The organism is Aureibaculum luteum (genome assembly GCF_003449015.1).
Classification (GTDB): Bacteria; Bacteroidota; Bacteroidia; order Flavobacteriales; family Flavobacteriaceae; genus Aureibaculum; species Aureibaculum luteum.
On the sequence record NZ_QRGD01000016.1, the window covers coordinates 1 to 27,000 of the forward strand.

The window sequence follows — 27,000 nt, forward strand, 5'->3', positions numbered from 1 at the left end:
TACAAATACCTTTTTTTAGGCTTTTGATGAGCAACAACCCCATTACAGGATCACGACGAGGTACGAGGAGTAATCCTATTTCATATGGAAATTTATAAATACCAATTCCTATTTTAGGCTTTTAATGAGCAACGCCCCTTCTTCAGGATCAACGAGTGTAACGAGGTAATCCTATTTCATATGGAAATTTATAAATACCAATTCCTATTTTGGCTTTTAATGAGCAACGCCCCTTCTTCAGGATCACGACGAGGAACGAGGAGTAATCCTATTTCATATGGAAATTTATAAATACCAATTCATATTTTAGGCTTTTGATGAGCAACAACCCCATTACAGGATCACGACGAGGAACGAGGAGTAATCCTGTAAATCTCCACTATCTAAAAATTTAATATCTTTCTTTATACACCCCAATACAGGATCACGACGAGGTACGAGGAGTAATCCCGTTTCATATGAAATTTTTAAAATACAAATACCTTTTTTTAGGCTTTTAATGAGCAACGCCCCTTCTTCAGGATCACAACGAGGAACGAGGAGTAATCCTATTTCATATGGAAATTTATAAATACCAATTCCTATTTTGGCTTTTAATGAGCAACGCACATCTTTCAGGACCACGACGAGGAACGAGGAGTAATCCTATTTCATATGGAAATTTATAAATACCAATTCCTATTTTAGGCTTTTAATGAGCAACAACCCCATTACAGGATCACGACGAGGAACGAGGAGTAATCCTATTTCATATGAAAATTTCTAAATACCAATTCCTATTTTTGGCTTTTAATGAGCAACGCCCCTTCTTCAGGATCGCGACGAGGAACGAGGAGTAATCCTATTTCATATGAAAATTTATAAATACCAATTTCTTTTTAGGCTTTTAATGAGCAACGCCCCTTCTTCAGGATCAACGAGTATAACGAGGTAATCCTTTAAATTGTAATATTGCCATCGTAGATGAGCATAAGTAAACAAATAAAAAAAGACGTTAAAATGGCATCGGCATTTTAGGCTCTAATTGTGCAACAATATTATAACAGGAACACGACGAAGAACTCGGAGTAATTTTGTTGATTATAATTCTTTAAAAATATTTTATACCTTTCTTTTTTCAAACCTGTAAAAGAATCACAATGAGGAACAAGTATTTTTAAGCTAACTACACATTCCTTACCACATAAAAGAAATGGTTTTAGCTAAAACGCTAATATATTACATTGATTTTAATATTATTTCACAAACCAGAAAAGCCCAAAAATTAAAAATTTTTGAGCTTTTCTATTAAAAACATTGATAAATCATTTCTACAGAATTGTAATATTTGATTTTTTTTAATTCGTTAAACTAGGTTCCATTTGACTTTTTTTATTTCTATACACCCAAGCAATTTGCCCCAATTGACCAACAATTTTCACAGAATCTTTCATTGATAACTTAGAACCATCTGCATGAATCCATCTTTTCAATGGTTGCTCACATAACATTTCTTTTGCTTCTTTTAATCCAAAATGGATACTCATCCGTTTAAATATCTCTACATCGAAAATCCATTGTGTAACAAATTTTTCTCCAAAAGCTACTTCTATTACATCTTTGCTAAAGATTTTCGCTCCACATTGTGTGTCTTTAAAATCCATTTTCAAAATCTTTCTGATAATATAATTTATAGTTAAACTAATAATTTTACGAGCAGATTCTTTCGTAATATTTGCCCCCATTCTTGAAATACGAGAACCACTTACTATTTTAAATTCTGTAGTTTCAATAGTTTTAACCAAATCATCAAAATCAGCTAAGTCTGTAGATAAATCAGCATCTAAAAAACCTATATAATCTAAATCAACCTTTTTAGCCATATGCAACATACCTAAACGCACTGCCTCGGCTTTTCCTCCATTTCTTTCACAATCATAAACCGTAATAAAATCTTCTCTCCCTTTTTGCAATTCTTTTAATACCTCCAAAGTTTTATCCTTACTGCCATCATTTACAAAACATAAGTGGTACCCAGAATTTTTATCTATATAATCTGTAAATTCCTTACTAAATAAACGCTCTTCTTCATTATAACAAGGTATTACAACACCAACACAACGTTCTTGTATCATTACATCGCTTTTAGCAACTGTACTTTCAACCTCAGGAGCACCTATTAATCGTTTTACACGTGCACTAATTTCATTTAAGCTCAGTGGTTTTTTCATATAATCATTAATTCCCAACTCAAAACCTTCAGTAATAGTTTCATCTTTTGTATCTCCAGACAACACCATTATCGGAGTTTGAGAATTTTTAGTAATCCTAATATATTTTACAATATCTATACCAGACATTTCTGGCATATTAATATCTACTATAACTAAATCTGGATTAAATGATTCATATAATTCTAATCCTTTGGCTGCATTTGTTTCAATTTTAACATCATAACCTAACTCCTTCAACCTCTTTTCTAATGGTAATAAAACTAATTGCTGGTCATCTATTGCTAATATTTTCATGATAATTGGTTTTCGGTATTAATTATGTTGTAAATGTATATTCTAACAGTATTTTTAAATTAATATTTAGTTAAAACCATTGATGTCTTTCGACGAACGGTTTATTTGTATAGATAAATAAAATAAGCTAATTATATTTTTTATATTTACCATGTGGATATTGTCGTTCACTTTAAATGAAAGAAAAAACCAATAAATACTTAATTGTTGCTTTACTTATAGGTATTGCTTTTCACGGTACTTCAATATTCTTTACTCTCGAAACAACCTACGACGCACTTATACATCTATTTTTTGCTGAGCACTATGCCGGCAATTGGTTCGAACCTTGGAATGACAAATGGTATACGGGCTTTACAGTTATGAGTTACCCACCGCTAGTTCATCAGTCCATTGCTGCACTTTCTTACGTTGGAGGGCTTAAATTTGGCATGTTTACCGTCGCTTTAATTAGTATTATTCTATTTATAACGGGGGTTTATAGGTTTTCATTGCTCATCACCTCAAATAAAACAGCTGCTGGCTATGCAGCAATTCTAGCCGTTTTTTCATCATCGTTCGTAGAAACACTTCATATTTTCGGTCAACTACCTAGTATTATTGGCATTTCCGTGTTAATGCACTCACTTCCAGAAATATATTTATGGATAAAAACGGGGCGTTATAAATACCTTTTTACATCACTTTCTTTAATTGCAGTAACCGTAACATCGCATCATGTGACCCCTATTTTCGGTATGATATTCTTCATATTCCCTTTAATAGGAATGGTAATTATGGATGTTTCGAGGGAAAAAGTGGATTCCGCTAAAGCCATAACATTCAATGTTTTTTTAACTAGTTTTCTTCAACTTTTTAGGCGTATTGTCAGTTTTGGAATGCTTTCATTAGCAATTATAGTTGGATGTCTATTACCGTATTGGATAAATTCTAAAGCAAACCCAATTACACAAGTTCCAATTCCACATGGATCTCGAGATAATTTCTTAGAAATCACTTCATCTGGTTTAGTGTTCTTTTTAATCCCTTGGGGTGTTTTATTAATACTTTTACCTTATATATTTTACAGATATTATTGTAAACGTTATTTGTTTTTTGGACTCTCAATTACAATTCTAACTGTTTTAGGAACTGGAGGTACGACTCCGATACCTAGAATGTTTTTGGGTGAAACCGCTTTTAATATTTTAACCTTAGACCGTTTTACACTATGGGCCTCTATAATGTCGTTACCGCTTTTTGGTGAGTTTGTTTATCGTTTTGTTGATGGTGATTTAAAAGATTTAATACAAAAGAAATTTGGTGCAATCTACCATCGGTTAATTGGTGGAATACTTGCTGGGTTATTCCTATTCATGACAATCTTTACGATGAGCTTAAGCTATTTCAGGCCTTCGCAACCTCAAAAAATAAAGATGTTACCTATAATCAATTTTCTAAATCAAGATCAACATGACCTATGGCGTTATATGACCTTGGGATTTGGAGACCAAATGGCGTGGTTATCTGCACAAACCAATGCCATGAGTGTAGACGGTAACTATCATTCAGCAAGACGTTTACCAGAATTAACCACGCGTCCTATTGAACGATTAGAAAATTCAAAATTTAAAGGTGTTGAGGGCGTTGGATCTTTGCAACAGTTTTTAACGACTCCTGAAAAATATAATTTCAAATATATCTTCTCTAATGATAAATTTTATGACCCTATATTATATTTCTGTGGTTGGCAACGTTTGCGGCAATTAGAAAATGGTATTCAAGTCTGGGAAAAACTAAATGTACCTCCCGTTTCTACCATACTGCCAAAAGATGATGTTGCAAAGTGGCAAAAAATACTTTGGGGTATTATGCCTTTTATAACTGTAATTATCGCTTTTATACTAAACATCCAAATGTTCATAGTAAATGCGTTAAAAACAAAAGCTAAGGCAATTCCGGATTTTTTAAAATTCAAAAATAATTATACAAAATTTTCAATTGGCGTTCTTAAAATTACTCATATATGGTCAATAATTTTAGCCATTAGTGTCTTTTATGGCGTCTATATTTTCTACGTTAAAAACGATTCTCATCATTCACCAGAAAATGCAATATTGACCTATTATGATGCCTTAGACTTTAAAGAATATGAAAAAGCGTATGACTTAATAAATCCTGAAAGTAAATTACCAATGGACCAATACATGTTGGAGATTTCAGTTACTGATGGGTTGTTGAGTTCCTATGCAAAATTAGATGCTATTGAAACAATTGTACTTTCTAAAACAGATAGTTTGGCTACTGTAAAAGTTAATACCAAATGGATTACACCCTTAGAAAAAATAAATAAAACGGACTATAAATATTTGGTTAAGCATAAAAACAAATGGTATGTTCAACCAGAAGAAATTGGTTCTGACTTACCTCCAGATCAATTGTATTCTAATAATATTACTAAATATTTTAATCAAGGTAGAAGGCGAATAACTACTGAACAAACCCATCATGAAGATATTTTAAAACAACCTAATTTAGAAATTCTTTCTGCCAAATTGGTAAAACACAATAATAGCTATGCGTTAATTGGCGAAGTTCAAAATATTGACAACGTGCCTGCCGATGTCGTTTTAAAAGGAACATTATATAATAATGATGATAAAGAATTGGCTACTTATAATGCCAAATACCATATAAAGCATAAACTAATGCCAAAGGAAGTGAGTTCATTTAAAATCAATTTTGAAGGAATTGCATGGTCAAAAATTCAAGATTCGATTCCTAAAACATTCAATCCTGACGAGTTTACACCAATTGAATTCGAAGAGCAACCTACCAAATTCAACTTACAAATTGCAGGTAATGTATCTAATTCAGATTTATATAAAGGTGCTACTTTAAGCGATTTAGATATTTCAGAAGACCTTATTAAGGGTAAACTATTTAATTCTGGTATTGAAGAAGTTACAATTCCTCAATTATTGTTTACATATTACGATGAGAATAAAAATATGCTTTGGGTAGATCATCAATTTATTTCAGAAGGTATTAGACAACAACGTCAGCAAACATTTGAATATCCTGTTTTAAAAAATGACGACATAACCTTAATAAATGAAGATATGAAAAACTGTTATGTCAATGGTTTACCTAACAAATCTATTTCAAAAAAAGTGGTACCCAATAGAATTAATAACCAAACAAATACTGTTTTACAACCTATTATAAATGCGAATTATAGTTTTATAAAAATAGAAATTAACACTTATATAGGGAGTCCAAATTAATGAAAATAAAATTCACATATCTGATAATTTCAGGATTGATAGCTTTGCTAGCAATACCTTCTAGAAATACTATGGAGGATATTGAAATCCTTACCACAAACACGGAATATGTAGCGGGAAAAACTATCGTTTTAAAATTTTCAACTACTAATGACGAGAAAACTAGTCTGTATTTAAGTAATAGTTATGGTACTACTATTATTAAACCAATTATAGATTCTGATTTTTTGAATTTTAAAATCCCTGAGTTATTATCAAACAAAACGGGAGTTGTACATTGGAAATTATTAAGCAAGGAATCACTTTCAGGAAAATTCTATATACGTCCGGAACAAAAAACAGAAACAATTGAAACTTATTTAGGTCCACCAAGTATTGGAGCTGGAGGCTCAGACTTTTCAATGTTGGTTGTTATTCCAACAGATATCTATGACAACCCATTAGCTGATAGCACAAAGATAACTGTAAAGCATCAATTTTTGGAAAATCAAATTAATGACATCATCATTATGAAAAATAGAATTGCCTATAAAAACATTTATTCAGAAAAAAAAATAGGAAGAATTTTAGTATCATCTGAATGTTTGGAGTTAAACTCAAAAGAAAGTACTCTTAATGTAATGCCTGGAATTCCGACGGATTTTAGCATTTCATTCCAAAGAAATCATGAGTATTCCGATGGCAATCAAATCACTACTTTTTCAACATCTATTATAAAAGACACCTATGGAAATATAGTTAGTGATGGCACTTTTGTTAACTTTTTTATAACCAACACTTTAAAAAACATTTTAAAAACATCTGGTACTACTGTTAATGGAATTGCAGTTGCCAAAATGATTCATCCGGACCACAAGGAAAATTGGTCTGTTAAAGCCTTTATTGAGGGTATGGCAGAAAGTAATGTAATAGAATTATCATACAAGTCTATTATTTCAGATTTTGAAGTTCGTTTTACTGAAAATAACAGAACCATAACCGTAGGGCCTTTAAAAAGTTTTATGAATCAGATGGTACCTGATGGATTGGAAGTATTACTTTCGGTATACGATGGTAATCAGATTTTAAAAATACTATCTAAAAATTCATCAAAAGGTTTTACTACTTTCAATTTAGATAACAATACTTTTCCAAGTAAATCCTATACCTTAAAAATAAAGACTGCTAAAATTGAAAAAACATTTCCTAACACAAAGCTATGAGAGGTATTAACAGAAACATAGTGCGTAGTGTTTTAGTGCTGTCTTACATCGCTTTAATTATTTTTATATTGTTTGGTATTAGCAGTGTGTACAGTTATTTAAATACGGGTGCAGACCGTAGCAGCATGTTACGCACTGAAATTAAAAAGATTGATCAATATTTACCTCAATTAGAATGGGCATCATTAAAGAATGAAGGCCGAGTAATGGACGACCAAACTCTCTATGCCATTCAAAACGATTATTTAGATGCATGGTATGTAAAACATGTGGCTTTTAAAACCAATACTTTAACAGGCATTAATGACTATTATACTAAAACGGCTCGGAAAAACATCATTGAATTTATTGAACAAAATAACGATAAAAACATTTCAGTTGTAAGTACTACTTTAAGGCACCACCCTAGTCTTGATTTTTTTAGCGAAGACGGAAAATTGGCTGTTATTACAGATAAAGATGTTGTAGAATATAAAAGAATTTATCAGGATGAAACCATTCTTCTAGAAAACACAGAAAAATCTACTTATAAAATAATACTATTATTAGAAGATGGTCTATGGCGTATTAGACACATGATAAAAGAAGAGAGTGTCGATAATAAAAACAAATTTGAACCCGCTTCCAATAATTTTAAAGCAATAAAAGGTATTAACTATTATCCTCAAGATTCACCATGGGATATGTTTGGAGATAAATATGACACAAGTATCATTGAAAAGGATTTTAAAATTATTAAAAATTCAGGACTCAATAGTATAAGAATTTTTGTGCCTTATGAAGATTTTGGTAAAGCACATGTTAAACCTGAGAAACTAACTAAATTGAAGAAAATTTTAGATTTAGCTGAATCTGAAAATTTGAAAGTAGTGTTAACACTTTTTGATTTTTTTGGTGATTATTCTGTTTTAAATTGGACGCTTAATCAACATCATGCATCGGCAATTGTTTCCTCCTTAAAAGATCATAAAGCCTTGTTAGGCTGGGATATTAAAAACGAGCCGAATTTAGATTTTGAATCGCGAGGAAAAACAAATGTGATTGCTTGGTTAGACAATATGATTGATTTGGTAAAATCTGTAGACAGCATACACCCAGTAACGATTGGTTGGTCTAACACACAAAGTACATCTATTTTAAAAGATAAAGTAGATATTGTATCGTTCCATTACTATGAAGATTTAGATAAATTAGATACTGCTATTAAAACGATGAAAACAGAAATACCGAATAAGCCATTAGTACTTCAAGAGTTTGGAATCTCGTCTTACAATGGTTTATGGAAACCTTTTGGTAGTTCTGATGAAGATCAAGCCAACTACCATAAAAAAATCCAAGAAATAATTGCACTTAATAATTTGCATTTTATGTCTTGGACGCTTTACGATTTTAATGATATACCAACTGATGTGGTAGGACGACTTCCTTGGCGAAAAAAGGCTCAAGAACATTATGGGTTTATAAATAAAAACGGAGAAAACAAACCTGCGTTTAAGTATATATCAAAAGAATAACTTTACGCTGTAACCGCCGTTCTCTTTGTTTTTCTAGAAATTATAGTTTCAAAAGTATCCAAGTACATATCTGCAATTTTACTCATAGGCAATGCTGTTGCTGCCTTATAATTTGCTTTACCTAATTCCATTCTGTATGCTTCATTAGTTATGATACTTTCAATAGCGTTTGCTAAACTTTCTACTGAAGTAGGCTCAAAAAATTCACCTTTATAACCTTCATCTTGCACCAATAAGGCTAAATCTCCTAGATCCGGCATTATTACTGCCTTACCATAACTACCTGCCTGGTGTAAAACACCTGAACTTCCTGTTGTAGAAGTATAAGGAAATACAACTACTGCACTCTCGTTAAATATAGTTGGCACTTCATGTTCTTCGACATATCCCGTAAAACGAACTTGCGGCACATGCTTATAATCTTCTTTAACTTTAGCTAAATACCCTGGAACATTTGGGTTATCAGTTCCTGCAATCACAACTTCTAAGTCCAACCCTGTAACTTGTCTTACTTTTACAACTGCTTCAATCATTCCCTCTACTTTCTTATAAGTACCAAACTTTCCAAAAGTCATTATTTGCATAGGTTTGGTTGGCACCTTATAATCTGGCTCTTCCGGTATTTCAAATGTACCATGTGGTATTAATTTTACGTTTTTTGCTTTATATTTAGCTTCAAGTATAGTCACATATTTCTCCATAGTAACTGCAACAGTATCTGCTTGAAGAATTAATCTTGTTAATGTAGAACCTATAAAACCATAAATTTTTTGCATTAATTTATTCGTCGTAAAACCAGCACTTCCTAAATCTACTTCTTCTAAAATATTATGAAGTAAAACAATATTAGGTATTTTTTTAAGCTTACAAACTAATGGTAACATTAAACCTAATGCAGCTGCTACTTTTTTATCCCCAAATTTCATAAATTGTAAATTAAACAACACAGCATCTGGTTTAATTTTATTTATTGCCTTTGTTACCTTAAAAAGGTTTGTATAACTATTAAATTTCCAACACTCTTTAACGGTTATCTTACAACCAGCTTCCGTAAATTCAATATCCTTTTTACCTTCTGTAAAATCAGTTAATAATACTAACTCCGTTACTTCTTCTTTTTGTCTGAAGTGTTTTACTAAATGATATGCATATTCATTTAGAGTAACTTTACTAGGAGGATATGCTGTGACAATCGCTAATTTCATGATATATGTGTTTAATTATGTTCTTTATTATGATGCAAATTTGAGTCTTTATTTATTCGAAAAGAGCTACATTTAGTTCAAAGAATCTTTACTATAGTTGAATGGTAATTTTCTTTAGTTTAAATAGCTTTTTCCTTTATTTGATTATATTTAAAAAATACTAATTGAATACCGAGTAATAATAACATCGCTATAATTTGCATATGAACTACTTGTTCTAAACTTTCGTGATAAAAAATAACTAGTCCCATTTGTAACACACCAAATACCCCAGTAATAACTACAGGTATATATTTATCTAAGGAAAGGTAGTAATATGCGAAAATATTGGATATGGCAAACATTGAGGTTGCAATGGCATATTTCCATAATAATGGAGCCATAGCAATATAACTATCGCCAAATAAAAGTGTAATAATAATTTCAGGAAAACTTAAACAAAGAACTATTATAATAATTGATATTACCGCTATATAACCTACATATTTAAAAAGTATAGATGCAGTCTCTTTTCCGTCTTTTTTAAGTTGGACTACCGTTGGTAACAAAAGCATTACAAACATCCAAGCAATAAAGTAGACCATTCTACCAATTAAAGCTAAAGAGGCGTATAAACCAGCCTCATAAGCTTCAAAATAATGTTTTACCAAAAGAATATCACTGTTGTTAATAATGATTTGGGTTAGCTCGTAAAATACAGTAATAATAAAAAATGCTCTTATCTCTTTTGTATGTGTTTTACTTAATTCTAATGCTTTCTTTGGAATAATAGTAGGAACTTTGAAGGGGATCAATCCAAATACAAAAGACGCAATAATACCCACTGCAATTACAACAGATGATTGTATATTAAAAATTAGAATGAGCCCAAGCGTTATAACCAAACGACTTAACATTTCGCCTTGGTAAGTAATAGATAAGGACTTAAAATTCTTTTTACCTTGAAAGACTCCACGATTTACACTCATTAGAAAATAAAGTGGTACACCACAACCAAATACAATAAACATATTTGATGATGAGGTATTAAAAACGTTTTGTAATTGGTTTGCAAAAACGACAATAAGTACTCCCATTATTATGCCGACAACCAAAGCATTTTTATAGACTTTAGAAATAAATCCTTTCAACACCTGATTTTCAAAAAGTACAGAGAATTTAGCAGTTACCAATTGAAAAGTCATCGCTGCAAAACTTAACACCAATAAAAATGTAATTAAAACAGCTGCATCTGCAAATTGTGCTGGCCCTAATAAGCGACCAAGAATTAAATTATATAAATAATTCCCTCCATTTACCACCAAAACACTTAACATAAACAATTGTTCTGGAGTAATTTTTTTAGATTTTAATGAGGCTATAAATTGCATAAGTTTATTTATTGAAAACAATGTACTTTTTAAAATGTTGCATGATTAAATTGAAAATAACCGTACATAGCTTTACATCAGCAACTAAAAACCTTTTAAATGGATTCTATTATTCAGAATAGTTCTTCTAAAACTTTCTTTAAATTGTATCAAACCCGTTTACACCATCAATATTTATGGATTGTATGGTACTATTACTATTTCGTAATACGTACGTTAAGTGTTTAGCTGTAGTTCTATTAATTATTTCTATAACGATAAAAATTAGATCATGTTGTTTAACATGTAATTCACGTATTTTCTGATTTTTAGTTAAGCTAAATTAGCTTGTCCATATTTTTTATAAATAGCATTGGAACCCTCTCCAATGATATAAAACGGCTTGTTCCATTTTAAGGCATTCATATAAATTGATTTTAAAGCTATTATTCCACTATCATCAATTTCTGAAACATTATTTATATTGATGGTCAACCCTCTTGACGAATTAAGAGTAATCGTTAAATGTGTTTTAAAATAATTTGCTGTAGAAAAGTTAATTTGACCTTCAACATTAAAAATATTATCCGTTTTTGAAATTTTAATTGCCATAGTTTCTATTTTTTAAATTAATATTGCCTTTATTTCTGATACAAATATCATAACTAAAAGAATAAAAGGTAATTGAATTTCGTTAAGTTGATAGTTTTCTATAGACGAATGATTAATTACTAATGATTAACTCTGAATTCTATTAAATTTATTATACTATGATTATTAAAAAGCTTTTGCTTCTGTTTACCGTTTTAGTAACTACTGTTATCTATTCTCAAGAGATGCAAGAAGGTTTTACGTATTTAGAAACAGGAAAATATGTGAAAGCGGAAACGTTTTTTCAAACCGTTTTAAAAGACTATCCAAATAATAAGACTGCACGCTTGTGTTATGGTCGTGCAATTGGACTTAATGGAAAACCAGAAGAAGCGAATGTCTTATTTACCAATTTATTAGCAGATTACCCGAGTGACTTTGAAGTAAAGCTAAATTATGGAGAGTCTTTATTATGGAATAGCAATTTCACTAAAGCTAAAACCTATTTTAAAAGTTTGATAGATGAAGACCCTAAAAGTTTTCCAGCTTTATTAAGTTATGCGAACACACTTTCCAATTTAAAAGAATATGAAGATGCTTTAGTTTATGTAAATAAAGCACTAGAAGTGTTACCAGGAAACCCTAACGCACTAACTTCTAAAAAGTATATGTATTTAGGTTATGCTTATCAGAAACAACAAGCACAACAGTATGATGAAGCCGAATCACTTTTAAAAGAAAACCTAACCCTTTTTAATAATGACAAAGAAACGTTGTTAAACTTGGCTAACCTTTATTTAATTGCTAATCGATTAGAAGATGCCAAATCCACTTATGATTTATTGGCTACAAACCCAAATAACAAAATAACAGCATTGAACGGTTTAGCATTAGTATCACATTTAAATGGAAAAGAAAAAGAGGCCCTAGAGCTAAGTAAACAAGCTTATAAAAGTTTAGATACAATTACAGACAAATCACTTATTCAGCCTACAACAGAACGCCATATTCAAGCCCTTATTTGGAATAAACAATTTAAACCAGCAGATAAGCTTATTGCCAATTTAATCAGCACTAAACCAAATGAGAATTGGATCTTGGCCTTACGTGCTACATTAAATATCTATAAAAGTGATTTTAAAAAGAGTGTTACTGATTACAATCAAATTTTAGTTAATGACAGTGCCTCTTTTGATGGTAATTTAGGAAAGGCAAATGCTTTAAAAGCTTTGGGTTTTTATGATGATGCTTATCTATCGGCCGAAAACACATTAAAGTTTTACAACAATCAGAAAGATGCTTCTAATTTTATAAAAAACCTCAACACTACTTTTACACCATCTTACGAAGGAAAGGCATCTTATACTTTTGATAACGGTGATAACGAAGCATTTGCGTTTAATAATAATTTAGAGTTTCCATTATCTACGAAACTGAAAGCATTGGGTAGTTACAATTACAGAAACACAAGTAATTCAGTAACTGATAATAAGGCTACTTCAAATGATTTTAGTTTAGGTTTAGCTTACCAGTTATTACCCAATGTTACCTTTAGAGGTACAGCAGGTATTATGGCCGCTAATGCAAATGACACAGACTATACACAGCTATTAACAGACCTGTCTTTTAACATTAAACCATTTAAATTACAGACGTTAGATATTGGCTATAAACGCGAAGTACAAAGTTTTAATGCTGAATTATTAGATCGTGAAATAGTACAAAACAATTATTATGCTAATTATAATTTAAGTACAAATTTTAAATTAGGTTGGTTTACACAATACTATTATACATCTCAAAACGATGATAATACTAGAAACCTATTATTTACATCTTTATACTATAACATTTTAAGTAAACCATCTTTAAAGGCTGGTTTAAACTACCAGTATATTACTTTCAAAAATCAAGTACCAACCATCTATTTTAGTCCTAACAAGTTTAATGCAGTTGAAGTATTTGTTAATTTAATTAAAGACGAGGTTATTACTAAACCTAAGGAATGGTTTTATGAGTTAACCGCAGCTACAGGGTTACAATACATTGAAGATGATAGTAGCCAAAGCACTTACAGAATCCAAGCGAAATTAGGATATAAATTTTCATCGCGTGCTGCAGCTAATATTTTCGGAACACGAAGTAACATTGCTTCTGCCACTGCTGCTGGTTTTACATTTACTGAAATTGGGATTCGCTTTAAATGGTATTTATTTGATTCACCGACTTTCAGAAATTAAACTATAGGTTGACATTGTTATAATGTATCACTATTTCTAAAAAAGGATAAAACGCTCTAGAAATAGACTATTTTCTTTTTTTATTCACATCTATCCCCATAAAAAAAAGGCAAAAGAAAATTTCTTTTGCCCAAACACTAATGAAAATTCCCCAATAATCAATTTACAATTAGTTTGGTGGTTTTATATTCTACATAGTTACTTTTCACTTTACACAAATACATTCCTGAAGTTAAATTATCTTTATTTAGAAGTATCTCATTTTTACCAACTACAGTTTGAAATGACACCTGTTTTACTATAGTACCCAATTGATTGTATACGAACAAGGTTACATTTTCCGCTTGTTGCGATGTAAAATGAATTTTAGAACTTGTGGTCATTGGGTTCGGTACAACAATAGGATTTAATAAATCGTCACCACTATTTAAATTTTCAACAGCTAAAGTTTTACCAGTTGTAAAACGCAATTGCTTTAAGTGCATTTCTTTGGTCTCTTTAACACCACTTTCGGCAAGCATTGTAAAAACCATAGAAGTTACATCATTTAATTCTAAACTTTCACCGTTATCAGATGTAAAATCTGAAAAAGGAACTGTAAAATCTTGTAAAGTTTCTGTTAATGTAATAGAAGTTTTAAATTGAGTTTCCCAATTCTCAATACCTTTTTTTACTAATCTTATGATTAACGTCCCTGTTCCTTTTGCTTTCATTTTCAAACTATTGTAATCTGATATATCTACAGGACTGAATTTCGGTGTTAATGCTCTATACGCAGCAATATACTCACTCGTTGTTGCTTCTAATTCTATATTTCTTTCAATTGGAAAATCATCATCATTAAAAGTGTAGTCATTCGATTCAATGTTATATTTCATTACTGATGTACTTGGAGCTGCATCATCATATCCCCAAGGACCGTCAGACATAAACAAATCATCTGGAGTTTCTTTACCATCACCAATTCTAAAACCTATATCAAATAAATTTCCGGCATCTACTTGAACATTAGAAATATAATTACCGTCTAAATCAACATTTGTTGATACATACTCTACAAAACCTGTTTCACTAGCTCTTAATCCACCATCAAAAACTACGGACTTACTCTTGTTTGTATTTACAATCTCTAAATCTAACTTACCGTTAAGGTATTTTCCTTTTCTAACAAATACAGTTGGCGGTGTAGAATTATTATAACTTGTTACGGGCTTTTGTACTTCTAATAAGTTTAGTACTTCTTCACCTAACTTTAATAAATCATCTAAAGAATTAGACCAAATTTGAAAGTTATAAAAAGGTACATCTTTTTCATATCTATCTAAATTCCAATGGCTTTCAACCCCGAAATTATTATTACTGTTTGTTGATTTTGCTGATAAACTTAAGACAAACTCTAACGAACCATCTATATTTCTTATCAGTGCTTTTATAAATTTTTGCTCTTTTATTTCTATCGTTGATACTGAAATTAATTCCGCTCCTAATAATCTATCACAAATGTATTTGGTATGTTCATAAACACCTTTTTCCGTTTCAAGTAATAAAATAGAAGCAACAGCCTGATTTTCTCTCATATAATCTACCGAATAAATATTGGTAGCATTTGTTATATTTATTAAATCCTTAGGTGATGACTCTATGATGTTATCTTCTCCAATGGTACCAAAAGGAATAAAATCGGTTAGCTCTATACCCGTTTTGCTTGATTTTTTTCCGTATTTAAGTGTTCTCGAAACTTTTTTCGCACTTGTCTTATCAAACTTATAACTACTTTTAGTACGTTCAAAATTTCGTTTACTAATTTGTTGTGACAATCTATTATTACTTTCTAACCCTCCAGAATTAGCAGTTGAAGTTGGAGCTACAAGTACAGGACAAGCAGCATATCCTGAACAAGAAGGATCTTCACAGTCAATTAAACCATCTCCATCATCATCAATACCATTCGTACAGTCTTCTTGTAATACAGGAGCTGTAGGACAACGAGCACCATCATTACTAGAACTTGAAGGACCGAATGCAAATAAGTTCGAATCCATCGTGTTTTTACCGTTTAAATCTTGGACATTTTGAATAACATATATGGTTCCTGTTTGATTTGCAGAGACATAAAAACGACCAGAAGCATCAAAATAAACGGCTCCGTAGGTATAATTTAATCCTGTAAGAATAGGAACAATTCCAAGTGATTGCACATTACTCGTTGCAGGATCAATTCGATATAAAATATTCGTAGTTTTTTCAACAGCATATAAATTTCCATCTACGGCATTAAAAGCCCAATCGTGAACGCTAATGCTTTGAGACAAACGTTCTGCAGACATATATTTTGTGTAATTATCAGATTCAGGATTCAAATCTATTTTATAATACGTTTTACCACCAGCTTTTAAATAATAGATTCCTTCAGAGCTAATATCTCCTACATAACGATTACTCGAAGGTAATTCATCTATATAATATGTTGTTGTTTGAAAATTCTTACCAATACGTACTATTGATTTTTCTGGGCTACTTAATGAACCCCAGATATAACCATCTACAGGGTTATAAGCCGTTGCATTAACACTCCCTTTAGTGATGTCGGTGGCAACGGTATACGAATTCCCTGACGCTAAGTCTATTGCGAAAACATCATTATTTTGAAAAAGGTATGCATTATAATCACAATTAAACGGAACATCTTGTGCGTTTACGTTTAAGAAACTTAATGCTAATAGTACTATTAATTTTTTCATGATATATTATTTATACCACAAATTTATAGTAATAAGGAGGCTTGAATTGTAATTTTCGTTGGATGAAAGGTAAGTATAGACGAATGGTTTAATACTGAAGTTAAGTCCTTAAAGCAAATTCAAACGTTTCATTAATTCTGGTCTATTAGAGCGACTTACAGGAATTACATCTTTCTTAATAAGCACACTATTATCTTCAATATCAATTATTTTTTTAATATTTATAATAAAGGAACGATGTACTTTTAAAAACAAATCTTTAGGTAATTTATCTTCTATTTTTTTTAAGGTTGAATGCACTGTATAATTTTTATCTTCGGTTTTTACACGAATATAATCCCCCTTAGCTTCAACCAGATAAATACTAGGAATATCAATTTTAATTAACCGCCTATCTATGTTAACATATAAATGATTATCAGACAAAGCACTTTCTTTATCAATATTTATAGGTTCTTTAACTTCCGTTTTTATAGATTCAGCTTTTACAATGGCTTTTTGAAAACGTTCTGGAGTAATTGGTTTTACTAAATAATCTACAATACAATCGTATTCAAATGCCTGAATAGCAAAATTAGCATCTGATGTTGTTAAAATAATTTTTGGTGGATTTTTTAAGGTATCAATAAAGTCAAAACCTGTAAAATCAGGCATATGGATATCCAAAAAGATTAAATCTATCTCATTTTGATTTAGATACTTAATAGCTTGAATTGCATTTGGAAAATCATCTACAACAGTAAGGCTTTTTATATTAGAGCATAATTGATTAATTATAAGTCTGGCCGTAGCTTCATCATCAATAATAATACAATTCATAAATCACTAATTATAAAAGTTCTAGATAATTAGTCATGGTAGTTAAAATCGCTTCAAACTCTTCATGAAGGTCTGTATTACCATCATGTAAATTATTTTCATAAGCTACTGCAACCTCATAACTTTTTTCAAGCCCTAAAATACTAATTTTATGTTTAAGTTTATGAACATTTTCAGCAATTTGTTTAAAATCCTTAGCATTAAAATTTGTGAAATAGGTCTTTTTTTCTTCCGGAAACTCTAATTTTATTATTTCAATGAGTTTTTGTTCAAAAGGCTTATCGCCTCCAGACATACTATTAATATATGATAGATTAGGTTGTTCCATGAGGTTCTTTTTTTAGTGTGAAATAAAAGGTAGTTCCTTTAGTTAATTGTGATTCTAGCCATATTTTTCCGCCATACAAATCGACAATTTTCTTAACTATGGATAGTCCAATACCTGTAGAACCTACTTTATTTTCTAGTTTATGAAAGGTTTTAAAAATCTTTTCAAAATAAGCCTGATCTATGCCAATACCATTATCTTTTATGTAGAACTGCCAAAAATCATTTTTATCTTCGTAACCGATTTCAATTACTCCATTTTTTTTGTCATTATAATTGATAGCATTCGTAATTAAATTTTGAAACACCTGCTGTAACCTATATTTATCACCTTTTATACGAGGTAATGTTTTTGTTTTATTAATGGCAATGTTTTCAGGAACATCAATTAAATTTAAAATATCATTAAAAAGCACATCGATATTGACATCGTAAAATTCTTCTTTGCTATTACCAATGGTTGAATATTCTAAAATACCATTAATTAGCAATTCCATTTTCTCTACGTTATTCCTAATCAATTCTAAGCTCTCTTTACCGTTCTTATCAATAACATCATGATAATCTTCCTTTAACCAAGCTGTTAAAGAATCTATACTCCGTAAAGGTGATTTTAAATCGTGAGAAACCATGTGAGCATAATCGCTTAATTCTTGGTTTTGATACGCCAATTCACTTAATAATGTTTCACGTTGTTTGTTTATTTCAATAATTTCTTTGGTTTGATTATCAATAAACTCTACCAACTTTAAGCCGTCTAATTCTAAGTTCTCCTTAATTTGATGCTCTGGTAAATCATAAAACTTTAGGGTTTCAATAACTCGTTTCAATTTATTAATAACTTCTTGTTGCAACTTTGACTCTTGTCGCAATTGTTGATTTGCATTAAACAACTCTTCTGAACTAATTCCCATTGCTCTTTGTTGCATGGTAAACTGATCGTCAAAATTGTTGTAAGAGCTATTAATAGCTGACAAAAATTGTTCTAAATTTTTGTCAGCAACCTGTTCGTCACTTAAATATTTTCGTATTTGTCGTTTTAATAATGAGTTCATTATTCGCTTATTAGCGTTATGGTCATGGTCTGATTATGTAATTGACAGTTGTTCTCTCCATGGAAAGGTGCTATTTCACCATAGGAATAAAATCCAGAGAGAATAGTTTCAGTACCCACTACGTTTAATACTTCCTCAATTTCTTCTTCAACACGTTGGTCTAAGACCAATTTTCTACCAATACAACTTACTAAAAGAGCTAATTCTGGCTTGTTACTCCTTAATTCTAAGGCTTGCTTTGCTGCCCTTTCAGATGCATTTGCTATATTATCAACATTTGTCATCATCAGTTGCACTTTAGAATTTTCTGGAATATCTCCAGCTAAAATTACAGCATTTTTTTCTTCATCAATATTTAATATACTTCTAACGATCGATTGTTTTTCATCATTAGATTTTACATTTAATGGATACAATAAAGCGGCACCTGGTAACTCTTTAGATTTTTCTCCTAAATATTTTTTGTATAAATCCAATGCAGGTTGGTTATCAAGTTCGTACAAAATATTTGACTCTGATTTTGTAACAATACGCTCCGGTCCAAAAGGTGTCCAACCTCCATAAATAGAGAAGGTAACCTCTAGTGTTTCTCCATAAAAACCAATAGCTACTATTTCTCCTTCTTTTGGAGCTTCATTATATGAGGCAAGTGTTTTTTCAAAACGTGCTGCATCACCACATAAACCACCTGTTATTAAAATATTATTATCAGTAGCGGCATTCATTCCTTTGGTTAACTCGCTACCATTTACAAAACTACCATCTGAAATAACATAAATAAACTTTAAGCCTTCTGAAGGCAATTGTTTAATAAGATTATTTCCAGTTTTAAAACTATCTAATTCTGTATTTATAATGTTACTTGTCTTTATTAAAAATTGACTTTTTTCAAATTCCATTGCCGTAATTGAGACACTTTCTTCCTCAACCGAACTTCCTATTATATCTGCACAAGTAGAACCAAAAACAACATGACCATCAGGAAACATTTCTTTTATTTCACTATATATCTCTAAGTCTTCTAAAAGAAATCTATTTCCAAAAACAAGAACTAACGGATTTGTTAATTTTTGTTTTGGAGATATGTACACCCAGTTTTTTCCTTTATTTTTTTGTAATTGAACTATTTTCATTTTTATTTTTTTAACGTGAAGTAAAAAGTTGTACCTACGTTGGGCGTACTTTCTAACCAAATTTCCCCGTCGTGTAATTCAACAATTTTTTTAACGATTGATAATCCTATTCCCGTAGAATCTTTTCGTTTATTTAAAGAATGAAATATTTTAAAAATTTTATCATGGAATTTTTCATCAATTCCCATTCCGTTATCTTTAACTGAAAATTGATAGTGATTTTCAAATTCTTCAAAACATATATCTATAAAGCCTTCCTCTTTATCAATAAATTTTACTGCATTACTTATAAGGTTTTGGAATAACTGCTGAAGCTTTGTCTTATTTCCCCAAATAATTGGCAGTTCATTTTGAACGGATATTTTGATATGATTGGGTGTATAATTGATTTCTAATAAGTCTTTTAATATCGTATCGATATCTACATGTACTTTATCATGTTCATCAGAACCAATACTTGAATATTTTAATATATCAGTAATTAACTGTTCCATTTTCTCTAAAGTAGACTCTATGAGATCAAAGTTTTGAATACTCGCGGTGTCTAACTTGTCTTTATTATCTTCTTTTAGCCACGTTGTAAGTGCGTAAATACTGCGTAAAGGTGATTTTAAATCATGTGACACAATATGAGCATATTCATGTAACTCGTCATTACTTTTTTCTAACTTTTTAAGTAAACTTTCCTTTTGAAGTTGTAGGTTTTTAATTTCAGTAATATCAAAGTTGATACCTATTGAACCAATGATTTCACCTTTTATGTTATAATTAGGTGCACCACTTACCAACCAATGTCTAATTTCTCCTGCCTTAGTTTTTATTCTCAGTTCATAAGACTCTGTTTTTCCTTGCTTTCTTTCACGCAACTTTTGCTTTAATATATCTTCATCCTTTTTTAAAGGAAGTATATCTTTTCCTTTGATACCTATTAGCTCTTTTTCAGAATAGCCCGTCATTTTAACCAAACTTTGATTTACCATCAAAATTCTATCATCTAGGTCTACCTCAATCAAACCTAAGTTCATATTAGAAATTATGCTATAGTATTTTTGTTTTTCTACTTCTAAACTTTTTCTATAAGTTCTATTTAGAGTAACATCTTTAAAAGTCCATAAATATCCTTTTAATTGATCACCTTGAACTATTGGAATGTAATTTCGTTCTAAAATCTTATCATTTACCATTTCCAGTTCATCACCAATTACAATTTCTTTTTTTTCATCAACCTCACGCATTCTTTTCAAAAAACCTTCAGGACTTTTAAATAAAGCACTGTTTTGTTCAGAAGATGCTAGACAATCCTGCCCTATTAATTCACTGGGATCAATATCGATATTAAAAAGCTCGGTAAATTTATTATTTGTAAGTACTATTTTTCTATTTTCGTCCTCAAGTACAACACCACTGTCTAGATTAAGAATAAGTGTAGACAGTCTACTTTCTGATGCTATAAGTTGTTCTTCGTGGGCTTTTTCCTTTGTAATGTCTCTAACAATACCTTGTGCAGCGACAGGAACTCCCTCATCATATATTATACTCGCATTTATATGAACAATTTTAGATTGCTTGTCTTTTGTTATAAGGTTGACATTAAAGTCCGTTATGGAGCCTTCGTCAAAAAGAATTTTAAATGATTCTTGAACTCGTTTCAGTTCACTAAAATGAACCATTTTAATGAGGTTGAAATCTTCCTTAGTATGTTTAAAACCAAGTAATGATACTGCGGCCTCATTCATTTTAAGGATATTTCCAGAAAGATCAATTATAACATAAGCATCTACTATATTTTCAAAAACACCTTGTAACTGAGAATCTGTTCTTAAAAGTAATTTTTCTAAACCTATATTAGACTTTTTTAACTTCTCATTGACTTCGAAGAGTTCAGTAGCTTTGTGTTCTAATATTTTTTCAGCTTGTTTTCTTGCAGATTTCTCTCTAGCTAATGCTCGTTTTAATATGTCGACCTGATTCTGACTCATTAATTTTTATGAATTGTAAACTTAACTTCAGTACCATCTTCTTTTATTTTTTCTAAGTCGATAGTTGCGGAAGAATTAAAATGCTCAAAAGTTTTATTCATTAAGCCTAATCCAAAATAATGCATAGCTCGGCTAGACTTATAAATCATAATTAATGAATTATCTGTTCTTTCTAAAATTTCAAAAGTAGGAAGTTCAGCATCCGGGTATATTTTTCTTACTTCTATATGTATGTGATTCTCAATAGAAGCTAGCATCTCAATAGGATCTTTATATGTTTCTATAAGACCTGGATAACTTTCTGCCAATACAGCGAAAAAATGCTCAGCATAAACCAATAATAAATCATCTTTTGAAATACCTGTATTTTCACTAAGATGTTGCAATAGTTGTAACATTTCAGAAAAACTATAGGTTCCAACAGCTGTATAGGCTCCGTTTGATTCTAAATCGGATTCATTGATTATTTTATCAACCATTTCAAGACCAAATTTATCTTCAACTAAATCTAAAAACTCAGTAAAAACAATACCTTTCATTTTATAATTTCTTTAATTCATTTATACTCCAATAGGCTAATAATTTTTCAATTTTCTGAACATAATCTTCATATTTTAAAGGTTTTAGCACATAACCTGCAATTCCAATTTCATAACATGCCAATAAATCTCGTTGATTGCTTGAGGTTGTAAGAATAACAGTTGGTACATATTTTAGAGTATTATCTTTTTTAAGTATAGATAGAAATTCTATTCCGTTAATTTTAGGCATGTTTAAGTCTAACAAAATTATGTCGGGAATATTGTCTTTTTCTTCTAAAATTTTTAATGCATCTTCACCATTAGTTGCTTCAATTAATTGATGATTTAGGCCCAGTGAAGAAATAGCTCGCTTAAATTTCATTACTTCAATTAAATCATCTTCGATTAATAATATTTTCAAATTTTTCATTTTACCACTTATTTTAGTCTAATTAGACTATAAAAGTAATCCTAATCTATTGTTTAAAAATAATCATTTGTTAGTTGCACTTTAACTGTAGATGATTAACCCGAAAGTGTCGACGAATGGTTTTTAATATTAGAATTCACTAATAAAAATATTAGCAAAATAATCCTTATTATTGAATTTCATACTACCATTGTTAAAAATTAAAGTAATTAATTTCAACACTATAACACTTCAATTGTAAATTCACAACTAAATTTACCATTAGCTACAAGTTTAATAATACCTTCTTTTTGAGATAATTCTTTATTATGATCTTTATGATCAGTTATTCCATGCCATGGTTCTATACAAACAAATGGAGAATCTTGATTTGAAGACCAGATTCCCAAATAAGGATAATTCTTAAATGCAACACTCATATAGGCTTTTTGAGAAGGTTTATGCACAAATGTTACTTTAGAAAATGGATTAGGATTAAAAATTATAGCATCATTGTCAAAAAGAGAATTGTGCACCGTTAATGAACCATTTTGCTCAAATACTTTTGATGTTTTAGTACAACGTAAGCCCTCTTCTATTACATCAGATTCTGGAGCTAGTTCTTTATCAAAAATCAATTGATATTCATTTCTTGAGTGCCCTTCTTCAAAAGGACAATTAAACGCAGGATGAGCACCAATTGAGAAATATAATTCATCATTTTCAGATGAATTGATTATTGTATATTCCGTTCGTAATGATTTATCTTCTAAGGTATATGTAACTTGTAGCTTAAAGTTAAAGGGGAATATTTTTTTTGATTTCTCAGTACTAGATAATTCTAAACAAATACTATTATCTGTTTTATCAATTACTTCAAAATCATTATCTCTTGCAAAACCATGCTGGTTCATAATATAACACTTGCCCTTGTACAGATATTCATTGTCAATTAATCTTCCCACAATCGGAAATAAAATTGGAGCATATCTTCCCCAAAATTGAGTATTCGCTTGCCAAATATATTCTCTATTATCTTTTTTTAAACTAACCATTTCAGCACCTTTTTTTTTAACAGTTAAGGTTAAATAATTATTTTTTAAAACATATTCTTTTTTGTTACTGATTTCGGTCATGGTTGGGTTGATTAATTTTTTTTATTAGTATAAATGCAAGTTTAAAGTAGATAAATTTACCGCTAATGTCTTAATTTTGCAATTTAATTCTATATATAATAAATCTAATGATTATTAACCATAAGTATCAAATTCTATTAACGATAGGTTTAATTGTGTCATTGTTAATTATTGGTCAATTAATTAAACTGGCCATTAAAAAATTTACTATTTTAAAATCTATAGATTTAAATAGAAGAAAGATTATTTTAAACCTTCACTATTTAATATTATATATTCTATTCGGTATTTTTATAGCGATAATATGGGGTGTTGACTTTAGGGATTTCACCGTTTTTATATCTTCATTTTTGGCCGTTTTGGGCGTTGGTTTTATCGCACAGTGGTCTATTCTTTCAAATCTCACCGCAAGCGTGATTTTATTTTTTAATCACCCTGTAAGAATTGGTCATAGAATAAGAATTATTGACAAAGATTATGATTGGATTGGAACAGTAACTGATATTTCAGGATTCTTTCTTTTTATGAAAACAGACAAAGGAGAAAATATAACCATCCCTAATTCAATAGTATTGCAGCATGGTATAGAAATTTTAGAAGATTCAGATGATGATGTTGGATAATATTTTTATTTTTGAATTCTATTTTCGGGGTGTACCACGCCATTGGCGTGACAGGACTTAGTCCGGCCAGTCAAGCCGAAGACATGGTTAAAGTGCCACGCTTTGAGCGTGGAGATAGGAGGTTCAATAAATCCATACAATTATTAATAAACAATTAAATAAAAGTGGAAGAATTTGAAGTATATATGATTTTTAGTTCTTTGTGGAATAGATTTTATATACGCCAAACTAATAATTTTGAAGAAAGAATAATTAGACATAATAAAGGACAAGTAAAATCTACTAAAAATGGTATTCCTTGGGAATTGGTTGACAAATTTGAAGTTTCATCGAGAACCGAAGCCGTTGCTCTTGAAAGAAAAATAAAAAAAAGAGGTGCTAAAAGATTTTTAGATAATAATAATAATAATAATAATATAGAATTCGGGGCGTAGCTTAGTCCGGTTAAAGTGCTGGTCTGGGGGACCAGAGATCGGAGGTTCGAATCCTCTCGCCCCGACGAACCCTTTTTAAGGGAAAACAAAACACTGTTAATTGTATGATTTTCAGTGTTTTAATTTTTTATGACATCAATTGATTTCATTTAAAACCAACTAAAAGGTGTGCAATCAGGTGAACACTTTTCTACACTAATTATTGTAACTTTAAAGAGCTTTTAAGAACATTTTGGTATTTGTCTTATACAAATTCATTTGTTTAACTAAAGTTATTTAACATGCAGACAAACAACACTTTTTCAATTATTTTCTTTACGCGTAAGTCACGTAACAAGCGTGATGAGCTATCCATTTACGCTAGGATAACAGTAAACCAAAAACGTGCTGAAATCAGTCTAAAAAGGTGTATTCAGGTGTGCAATTGGGACAATTTTAAAGCCCGAGCAAGAGGAATCTCCCAAAATTCACGAATATTAAATAAGTATTTAGACCATGTTTATGGGCAATTATTAGATTGTCATAAGCAATTGTTGGAAGAATTCAAGGTAATTTCACCCAGAGCAATCAAGGCTCGGTATTTAGGTGATGATAATCAATATAAAACCCTGAAACAACTAGTTGAATATCATAATTCAAATATGACTACAACATTAAAAGCAGGGACAATGAAAAATTATTTTACCACAGAAAAATATTTGAATTCCTTTTTAATCAATCAACTAAAGGTGGATGATATTTATTTAAAACAGCTCAATTATCGTTTTATCATTGATTTTGAAAACTACCTAAGAAATCGAAAATCTCAGCGAGATATAAAAATGTTGAACAATAACGGTGCGATGAAACATTTGGAACGGCTTAAAAAAATGGTTAATCTAGCTGTTAAATTGGAATGGTTGACAAAAGATCCTTTTCAAAAATTCAAGTTAAAATATCACAAATACGATAGACAGTTTCTAACAGAAAGAGAAATGGCAACCATCGAAACTACCGTTTTTTATTCTGAAAAACTTGAAAAGGTAAAAGATGCTTTTATTTTTGCATGTTATACAGGACTATCATATATAGACTTAAAAGAGCTAAACTTTCATCAAATTGTTAAAGGAATGGATGGCAATAATTGGATACATACCAAAAGGGCTAAAACCGATGAGGCTGTCAAAATTCCTATTTTACCGAAAGCTCAACAAATTATTGATAAATATAATAATTCTAAAGAACAGCATATAACAGGCTTGTTGCTTCCTGTCTATTCAAACCAAAAAATGAATAGCTACTTAAAAGACATTGCCAAAGCTTGTGAAATTCGTAAGCATATTACTTTTCACGTTGCAAGACATACTTTTGCAACTACATTAATGCTTTCTAATGGAGTTCCGATTGAAACCGTTTCAAAACTGTTGGGTCATTCACAGCTTTCAACTACTCAAATTTATGCCAGAGTTTTAGAACATAAAATAAGCGAGGATATTCATAATTTATTGACACGTATTGAAAATAAAAAAAGTAAAGTAATTGAATCTCAACATTCGAAACAAGTTTAAAAATAACCTTTCTCATGGCTATAGTTAAGTTTTGATTTCTATATTTTTCTTTTCACTAGCAAGTATTTTTTTTAAAAGTTGGGAAAATAACTTCAACTAATCTAGTCTTAAAAAGTACTTCAATTATAATGGAATGCAGTTAAGTGCAAGATGTGTTTTTGTTGCCACAAAAACAACCTTGTCTGCTCCCGAAGGTCGCAGAGTTAAAAAAGTCTTTTAAGGCAAAAAATAAACGTTTTTAAACTTGTGGATTTAGAGGCTGGCATTTGCGTTTGAGAATCCACCAGTTTAAAAATGAACCAAATCCGCTCCCGACACTTCGGGACGGATGCGGTAGTTTTCACTCCTCTCAATTTGACATAAAAAGCAACAAACTTTATTAATTGTAACATTTTTACTGGA

Annotated in this window: 20 protein-coding genes and 1 tRNA gene; 8 read left to right on the top strand and 13 right to left on the bottom strand. The window is 30.4% G+C overall.

What is annotated here, in order from left to right; translation table 11 throughout:
• Window positions 1-1,337: 1,337 nt before the first annotated feature.
• The gene (locus D3P13_RS21290) at window positions 1,338-2,507 is read right to left on the bottom strand and encodes a response regulator (RefSeq protein ID WP_117885651.1); all 1,170 of its coding nucleotides are present in this window, start codon (window positions 2,505-2,507) and stop codon (window positions 1,338-1,340) included.
• 176 nt (window positions 2,508-2,683) lie between these two features.
• Here D3P13_RS21290 and D3P13_RS21295 point away from each other — a divergent pair, with 176 nt between their 5' ends.
• From D3P13_RS21295 to D3P13_RS21305, 3 genes are read left to right on the top strand one after another with little or no spacing between them, the layout of a single operon-like run.
• Window positions 2,684-5,773 carry a hypothetical protein gene (locus D3P13_RS21295; RefSeq protein WP_117885654.1) on the top strand — a complete coding sequence of 1,030 codons (3,090 nt, stop codon included), beginning with the start codon at window positions 2,684-2,686 and terminating at the stop codon, window positions 5,771-5,773.
• Complete coding sequence (locus D3P13_RS21300) at window positions 5,773-6,975, top strand: hypothetical protein (protein ID WP_117885656.1); 1,203 nt, start codon at window positions 5,773-5,775, stop codon at window positions 6,973-6,975. Before D3P13_RS21295 ends, D3P13_RS21300 begins: the two co-directional genes overlap by 1 nt.
• Window positions 6,972-8,489: a glycoside hydrolase family 2 TIM barrel-domain containing protein gene (locus tag D3P13_RS21305; protein ID WP_117885659.1), complete on the top strand. Its 1,518-nt coding sequence runs from the start codon at window positions 6,972-6,974 to the stop codon at window positions 8,487-8,489. Before D3P13_RS21300 ends, D3P13_RS21305 begins: the two co-directional genes overlap by 4 nt.
• A 2-nt stretch (window positions 8,490-8,491) precedes the next feature.
• Here D3P13_RS21305 and D3P13_RS21310 read toward each other — a convergent pair whose 3' ends face one another.
• From D3P13_RS21310 to D3P13_RS21320, 3 genes are all read right to left on the bottom strand, one after another.
• Complete coding sequence (locus tag D3P13_RS21310; RefSeq protein WP_117885662.1) at window positions 8,492-9,694, bottom strand: glycosyltransferase; 1,203 nt, start codon at window positions 9,692-9,694, stop codon at window positions 8,492-8,494.
• A 119-nt stretch (window positions 9,695-9,813) separates the two neighbouring features.
• Window positions 9,814-11,064 carry an oligosaccharide flippase family protein gene (locus tag D3P13_RS21315; protein WP_117885665.1) on the bottom strand — a complete coding sequence of 417 codons (1,251 nt, stop codon included), beginning with the start codon at window positions 11,062-11,064 and terminating at the stop codon, window positions 9,814-9,816.
• Between the two features lie 312 nt (window positions 11,065-11,376).
• Window positions 11,377-11,655, bottom strand: a complete 279-nt coding sequence (locus D3P13_RS21320) for an STAS domain-containing protein (protein ID WP_117885669.1) — start codon at window positions 11,653-11,655, stop codon at window positions 11,377-11,379.
• Window positions 11,656-11,813: 158 nt separating this feature from the next.
• Between D3P13_RS21320 and D3P13_RS21325 the strand changes: the two genes are divergently transcribed.
• Window positions 11,814-13,874 (top strand): tetratricopeptide repeat protein, encoded by a 2,061-nt coding sequence (locus tag D3P13_RS21325; RefSeq protein WP_117885672.1) that lies wholly within the window; start codon window positions 11,814-11,816, stop codon window positions 13,872-13,874.
• A gap of 158 nt (window positions 13,875-14,032) precedes the next feature.
• Here D3P13_RS21325 and D3P13_RS21330 read toward each other — a convergent pair whose 3' ends face one another.
• From D3P13_RS21330 to D3P13_RS21370, 9 genes are all read right to left on the bottom strand, one after another.
• Window positions 14,033-16,615: a DUF6923 family protein gene (locus tag D3P13_RS21330; RefSeq protein ID WP_117885674.1), complete on the bottom strand. Its 2,583-nt coding sequence runs from the start codon at window positions 16,613-16,615 to the stop codon at window positions 14,033-14,035.
• Between the two features lie 108 nt (window positions 16,616-16,723).
• Window positions 16,724-17,434 carry a LytR/AlgR family response regulator transcription factor gene (locus D3P13_RS21335; RefSeq protein ID WP_117885676.1) on the bottom strand — a complete coding sequence of 237 codons (711 nt, stop codon included), beginning with the start codon at window positions 17,432-17,434 and terminating at the stop codon, window positions 16,724-16,726.
• Between the two features lie 10 nt (window positions 17,435-17,444).
• Complete coding sequence (locus tag D3P13_RS21340; RefSeq protein ID WP_117885678.1) at window positions 17,445-17,762, bottom strand: Hpt domain-containing protein; 318 nt, start codon at window positions 17,760-17,762, stop codon at window positions 17,445-17,447.
• Window positions 17,749-18,816 carry a sensor histidine kinase gene (locus D3P13_RS21345; protein ID WP_117885680.1) on the bottom strand — a complete coding sequence of 356 codons (1,068 nt, stop codon included), beginning with the start codon at window positions 18,814-18,816 and terminating at the stop codon, window positions 17,749-17,751. The genes D3P13_RS21340 and D3P13_RS21345 overlap by 14 nt, the downstream gene beginning before the upstream one ends.
• Window positions 18,816-19,949, bottom strand: a complete 1,134-nt coding sequence (locus D3P13_RS21350) for an FIST signal transduction protein (RefSeq protein WP_117885682.1) — start codon at window positions 19,947-19,949, stop codon at window positions 18,816-18,818. The genes D3P13_RS21345 and D3P13_RS21350 overlap by 1 nt, the downstream gene beginning before the upstream one ends.
• Before the next feature lie 2 nt (window positions 19,950-19,951).
• Window positions 19,952-21,928 (bottom strand): PAS domain S-box protein, encoded by a 1,977-nt coding sequence (locus tag D3P13_RS21355; RefSeq protein ID WP_117885684.1) that lies wholly within the window; start codon window positions 21,926-21,928, stop codon window positions 19,952-19,954.
• On the bottom strand, window positions 21,928-22,467 hold the full coding sequence (locus D3P13_RS21360; protein ID WP_117885686.1) for a heme NO-binding domain-containing protein: 540 nt from the start codon (window positions 22,465-22,467) through the stop codon (window positions 21,928-21,930). Before D3P13_RS21360 ends, D3P13_RS21355 begins: the two co-directional genes overlap by 1 nt.
• 1 nt (window position 22,468) lies before the next feature.
• On the bottom strand, window positions 22,469-22,879 hold the full coding sequence (locus D3P13_RS21365; RefSeq protein ID WP_117885688.1) for a response regulator: 411 nt from the start codon (window positions 22,877-22,879) through the stop codon (window positions 22,469-22,471).
• Between the two features lie 221 nt (window positions 22,880-23,100).
• Window positions 23,101-23,994 (bottom strand): aldose 1-epimerase family protein, encoded by an 894-nt coding sequence (locus D3P13_RS21370; RefSeq protein WP_117885690.1) that lies wholly within the window; start codon window positions 23,992-23,994, stop codon window positions 23,101-23,103.
• Window positions 23,995-24,101: 107 nt separating this feature from the next.
• Between D3P13_RS21370 and D3P13_RS21375 the strand changes: the two genes are divergently transcribed.
• From D3P13_RS21375 to D3P13_RS21390, 4 genes are all read left to right on the top strand, one after another.
• Window positions 24,102-24,617, top strand: coding sequence for a mechanosensitive ion channel domain-containing protein (locus tag D3P13_RS21375; protein ID WP_117885692.1), 516 nt, complete (start codon window positions 24,102-24,104; stop codon window positions 24,615-24,617).
• A gap of 164 nt (window positions 24,618-24,781) precedes the next feature.
• A complete protein-coding gene (locus tag D3P13_RS21380) occupies window positions 24,782-25,051 on the top strand; it encodes a GIY-YIG nuclease family protein (RefSeq protein WP_117885694.1) in 270 nt (89 codons plus the stop codon).
• A tRNA-Pro gene (locus tag D3P13_RS21385) sits at window positions 25,042-25,116 on the top strand. Before D3P13_RS21380 ends, D3P13_RS21385 begins: the two co-directional genes overlap by 10 nt.
• Window positions 25,117-25,332: 216 nt before the next feature.
• A complete protein-coding gene (locus tag D3P13_RS21390) occupies window positions 25,333-26,598 on the top strand; it encodes a site-specific integrase (protein ID WP_117885696.1) in 1,266 nt (421 codons plus the stop codon).
• The last annotated feature ends 402 nt before the right edge of the window (window positions 26,599-27,000 follow it).

Excerpts from the sequence above, each read along its gene's own strand:
- D3P13_RS21300 (WP_117885656.1), top strand. The coding sequence starts at position 5,773 with ATGAAAATAAAATTCACATATCTGATAATTTCAGGATTGATAGCTTTG.
- D3P13_RS21335 (WP_117885676.1), bottom strand. The coding sequence starts at position 17,434 with ATGAATTGTATTATTATTGATGATGAAGCTACGGCCAGACTTATAATT.
- D3P13_RS21340 (WP_117885678.1), bottom strand. The coding sequence starts at position 17,762 with ATGGAACAACCTAATCTATCATATATTAATAGTATGTCTGGAGGCGAT.
- D3P13_RS21350 (WP_117885682.1), bottom strand. The coding sequence starts at position 19,949 with ATGAAAATAGTTCAATTACAAAAAAATAAAGGAAAAAACTGGGTGTAC.
- D3P13_RS21310 (WP_117885662.1), bottom strand. The coding sequence starts at position 9,694 with ATGAAATTAGCGATTGTCACAGCATATCCTCCTAGTAAAGTTACTCTA.
- D3P13_RS21290 (WP_117885651.1), bottom strand. The coding sequence starts at position 2,507 with ATGAAAATATTAGCAATAGATGACCAGCAATTAGTTTTATTACCATTA.
- D3P13_RS21370 (WP_117885690.1), bottom strand. The coding sequence starts at position 23,994 with ATGACCGAAATCAGTAACAAAAAAGAATATGTTTTAAAAAATAATTAT.
- D3P13_RS21375 (WP_117885692.1), top strand. The coding sequence starts at position 24,102 with ATGATTATTAACCATAAGTATCAAATTCTATTAACGATAGGTTTAATT.
- D3P13_RS21345 (WP_117885680.1), bottom strand. The coding sequence starts at position 18,816 with ATGAACTCATTATTAAAACGACAAATACGAAAATATTTAAGTGACGAA.
- D3P13_RS21325 (WP_117885672.1), top strand. The coding sequence starts at position 11,814 with ATGATTATTAAAAAGCTTTTGCTTCTGTTTACCGTTTTAGTAACTACT.
- D3P13_RS21320 (WP_117885669.1), bottom strand. The coding sequence starts at position 11,655 with ATGGCAATTAAAATTTCAAAAACGGATAATATTTTTAATGTTGAAGGT.
- D3P13_RS21355 (WP_117885684.1), bottom strand. The coding sequence starts at position 21,928 with ATGAGTCAGAATCAGGTCGACATATTAAAACGAGCATTAGCTAGAGAG.
- D3P13_RS21330 (WP_117885674.1), bottom strand. The coding sequence starts at position 16,615 with ATGAAAAAATTAATAGTACTATTAGCATTAAGTTTCTTAAACGTAAAC.
- D3P13_RS21365 (WP_117885688.1), bottom strand. The coding sequence starts at position 22,879 with ATGAAAAATTTGAAAATATTATTAATCGAAGATGATTTAATTGAAGTA.
- D3P13_RS21315 (WP_117885665.1), bottom strand. The coding sequence starts at position 11,064 with ATGCAATTTATAGCCTCATTAAAATCTAAAAAAATTACTCCAGAACAA.
- D3P13_RS21390 (WP_117885696.1), top strand. The coding sequence starts at position 25,333 with ATGCAGACAAACAACACTTTTTCAATTATTTTCTTTACGCGTAAGTCA.
- D3P13_RS21360 (WP_117885686.1), bottom strand. The coding sequence starts at position 22,467 with ATGAAAGGTATTGTTTTTACTGAGTTTTTAGATTTAGTTGAAGATAAA.
- D3P13_RS21305 (WP_117885659.1), top strand. The coding sequence starts at position 6,972 with ATGAGAGGTATTAACAGAAACATAGTGCGTAGTGTTTTAGTGCTGTCT.
- D3P13_RS21295 (WP_117885654.1), top strand. The coding sequence starts at position 2,684 with ATGAAAGAAAAAACCAATAAATACTTAATTGTTGCTTTACTTATAGGT.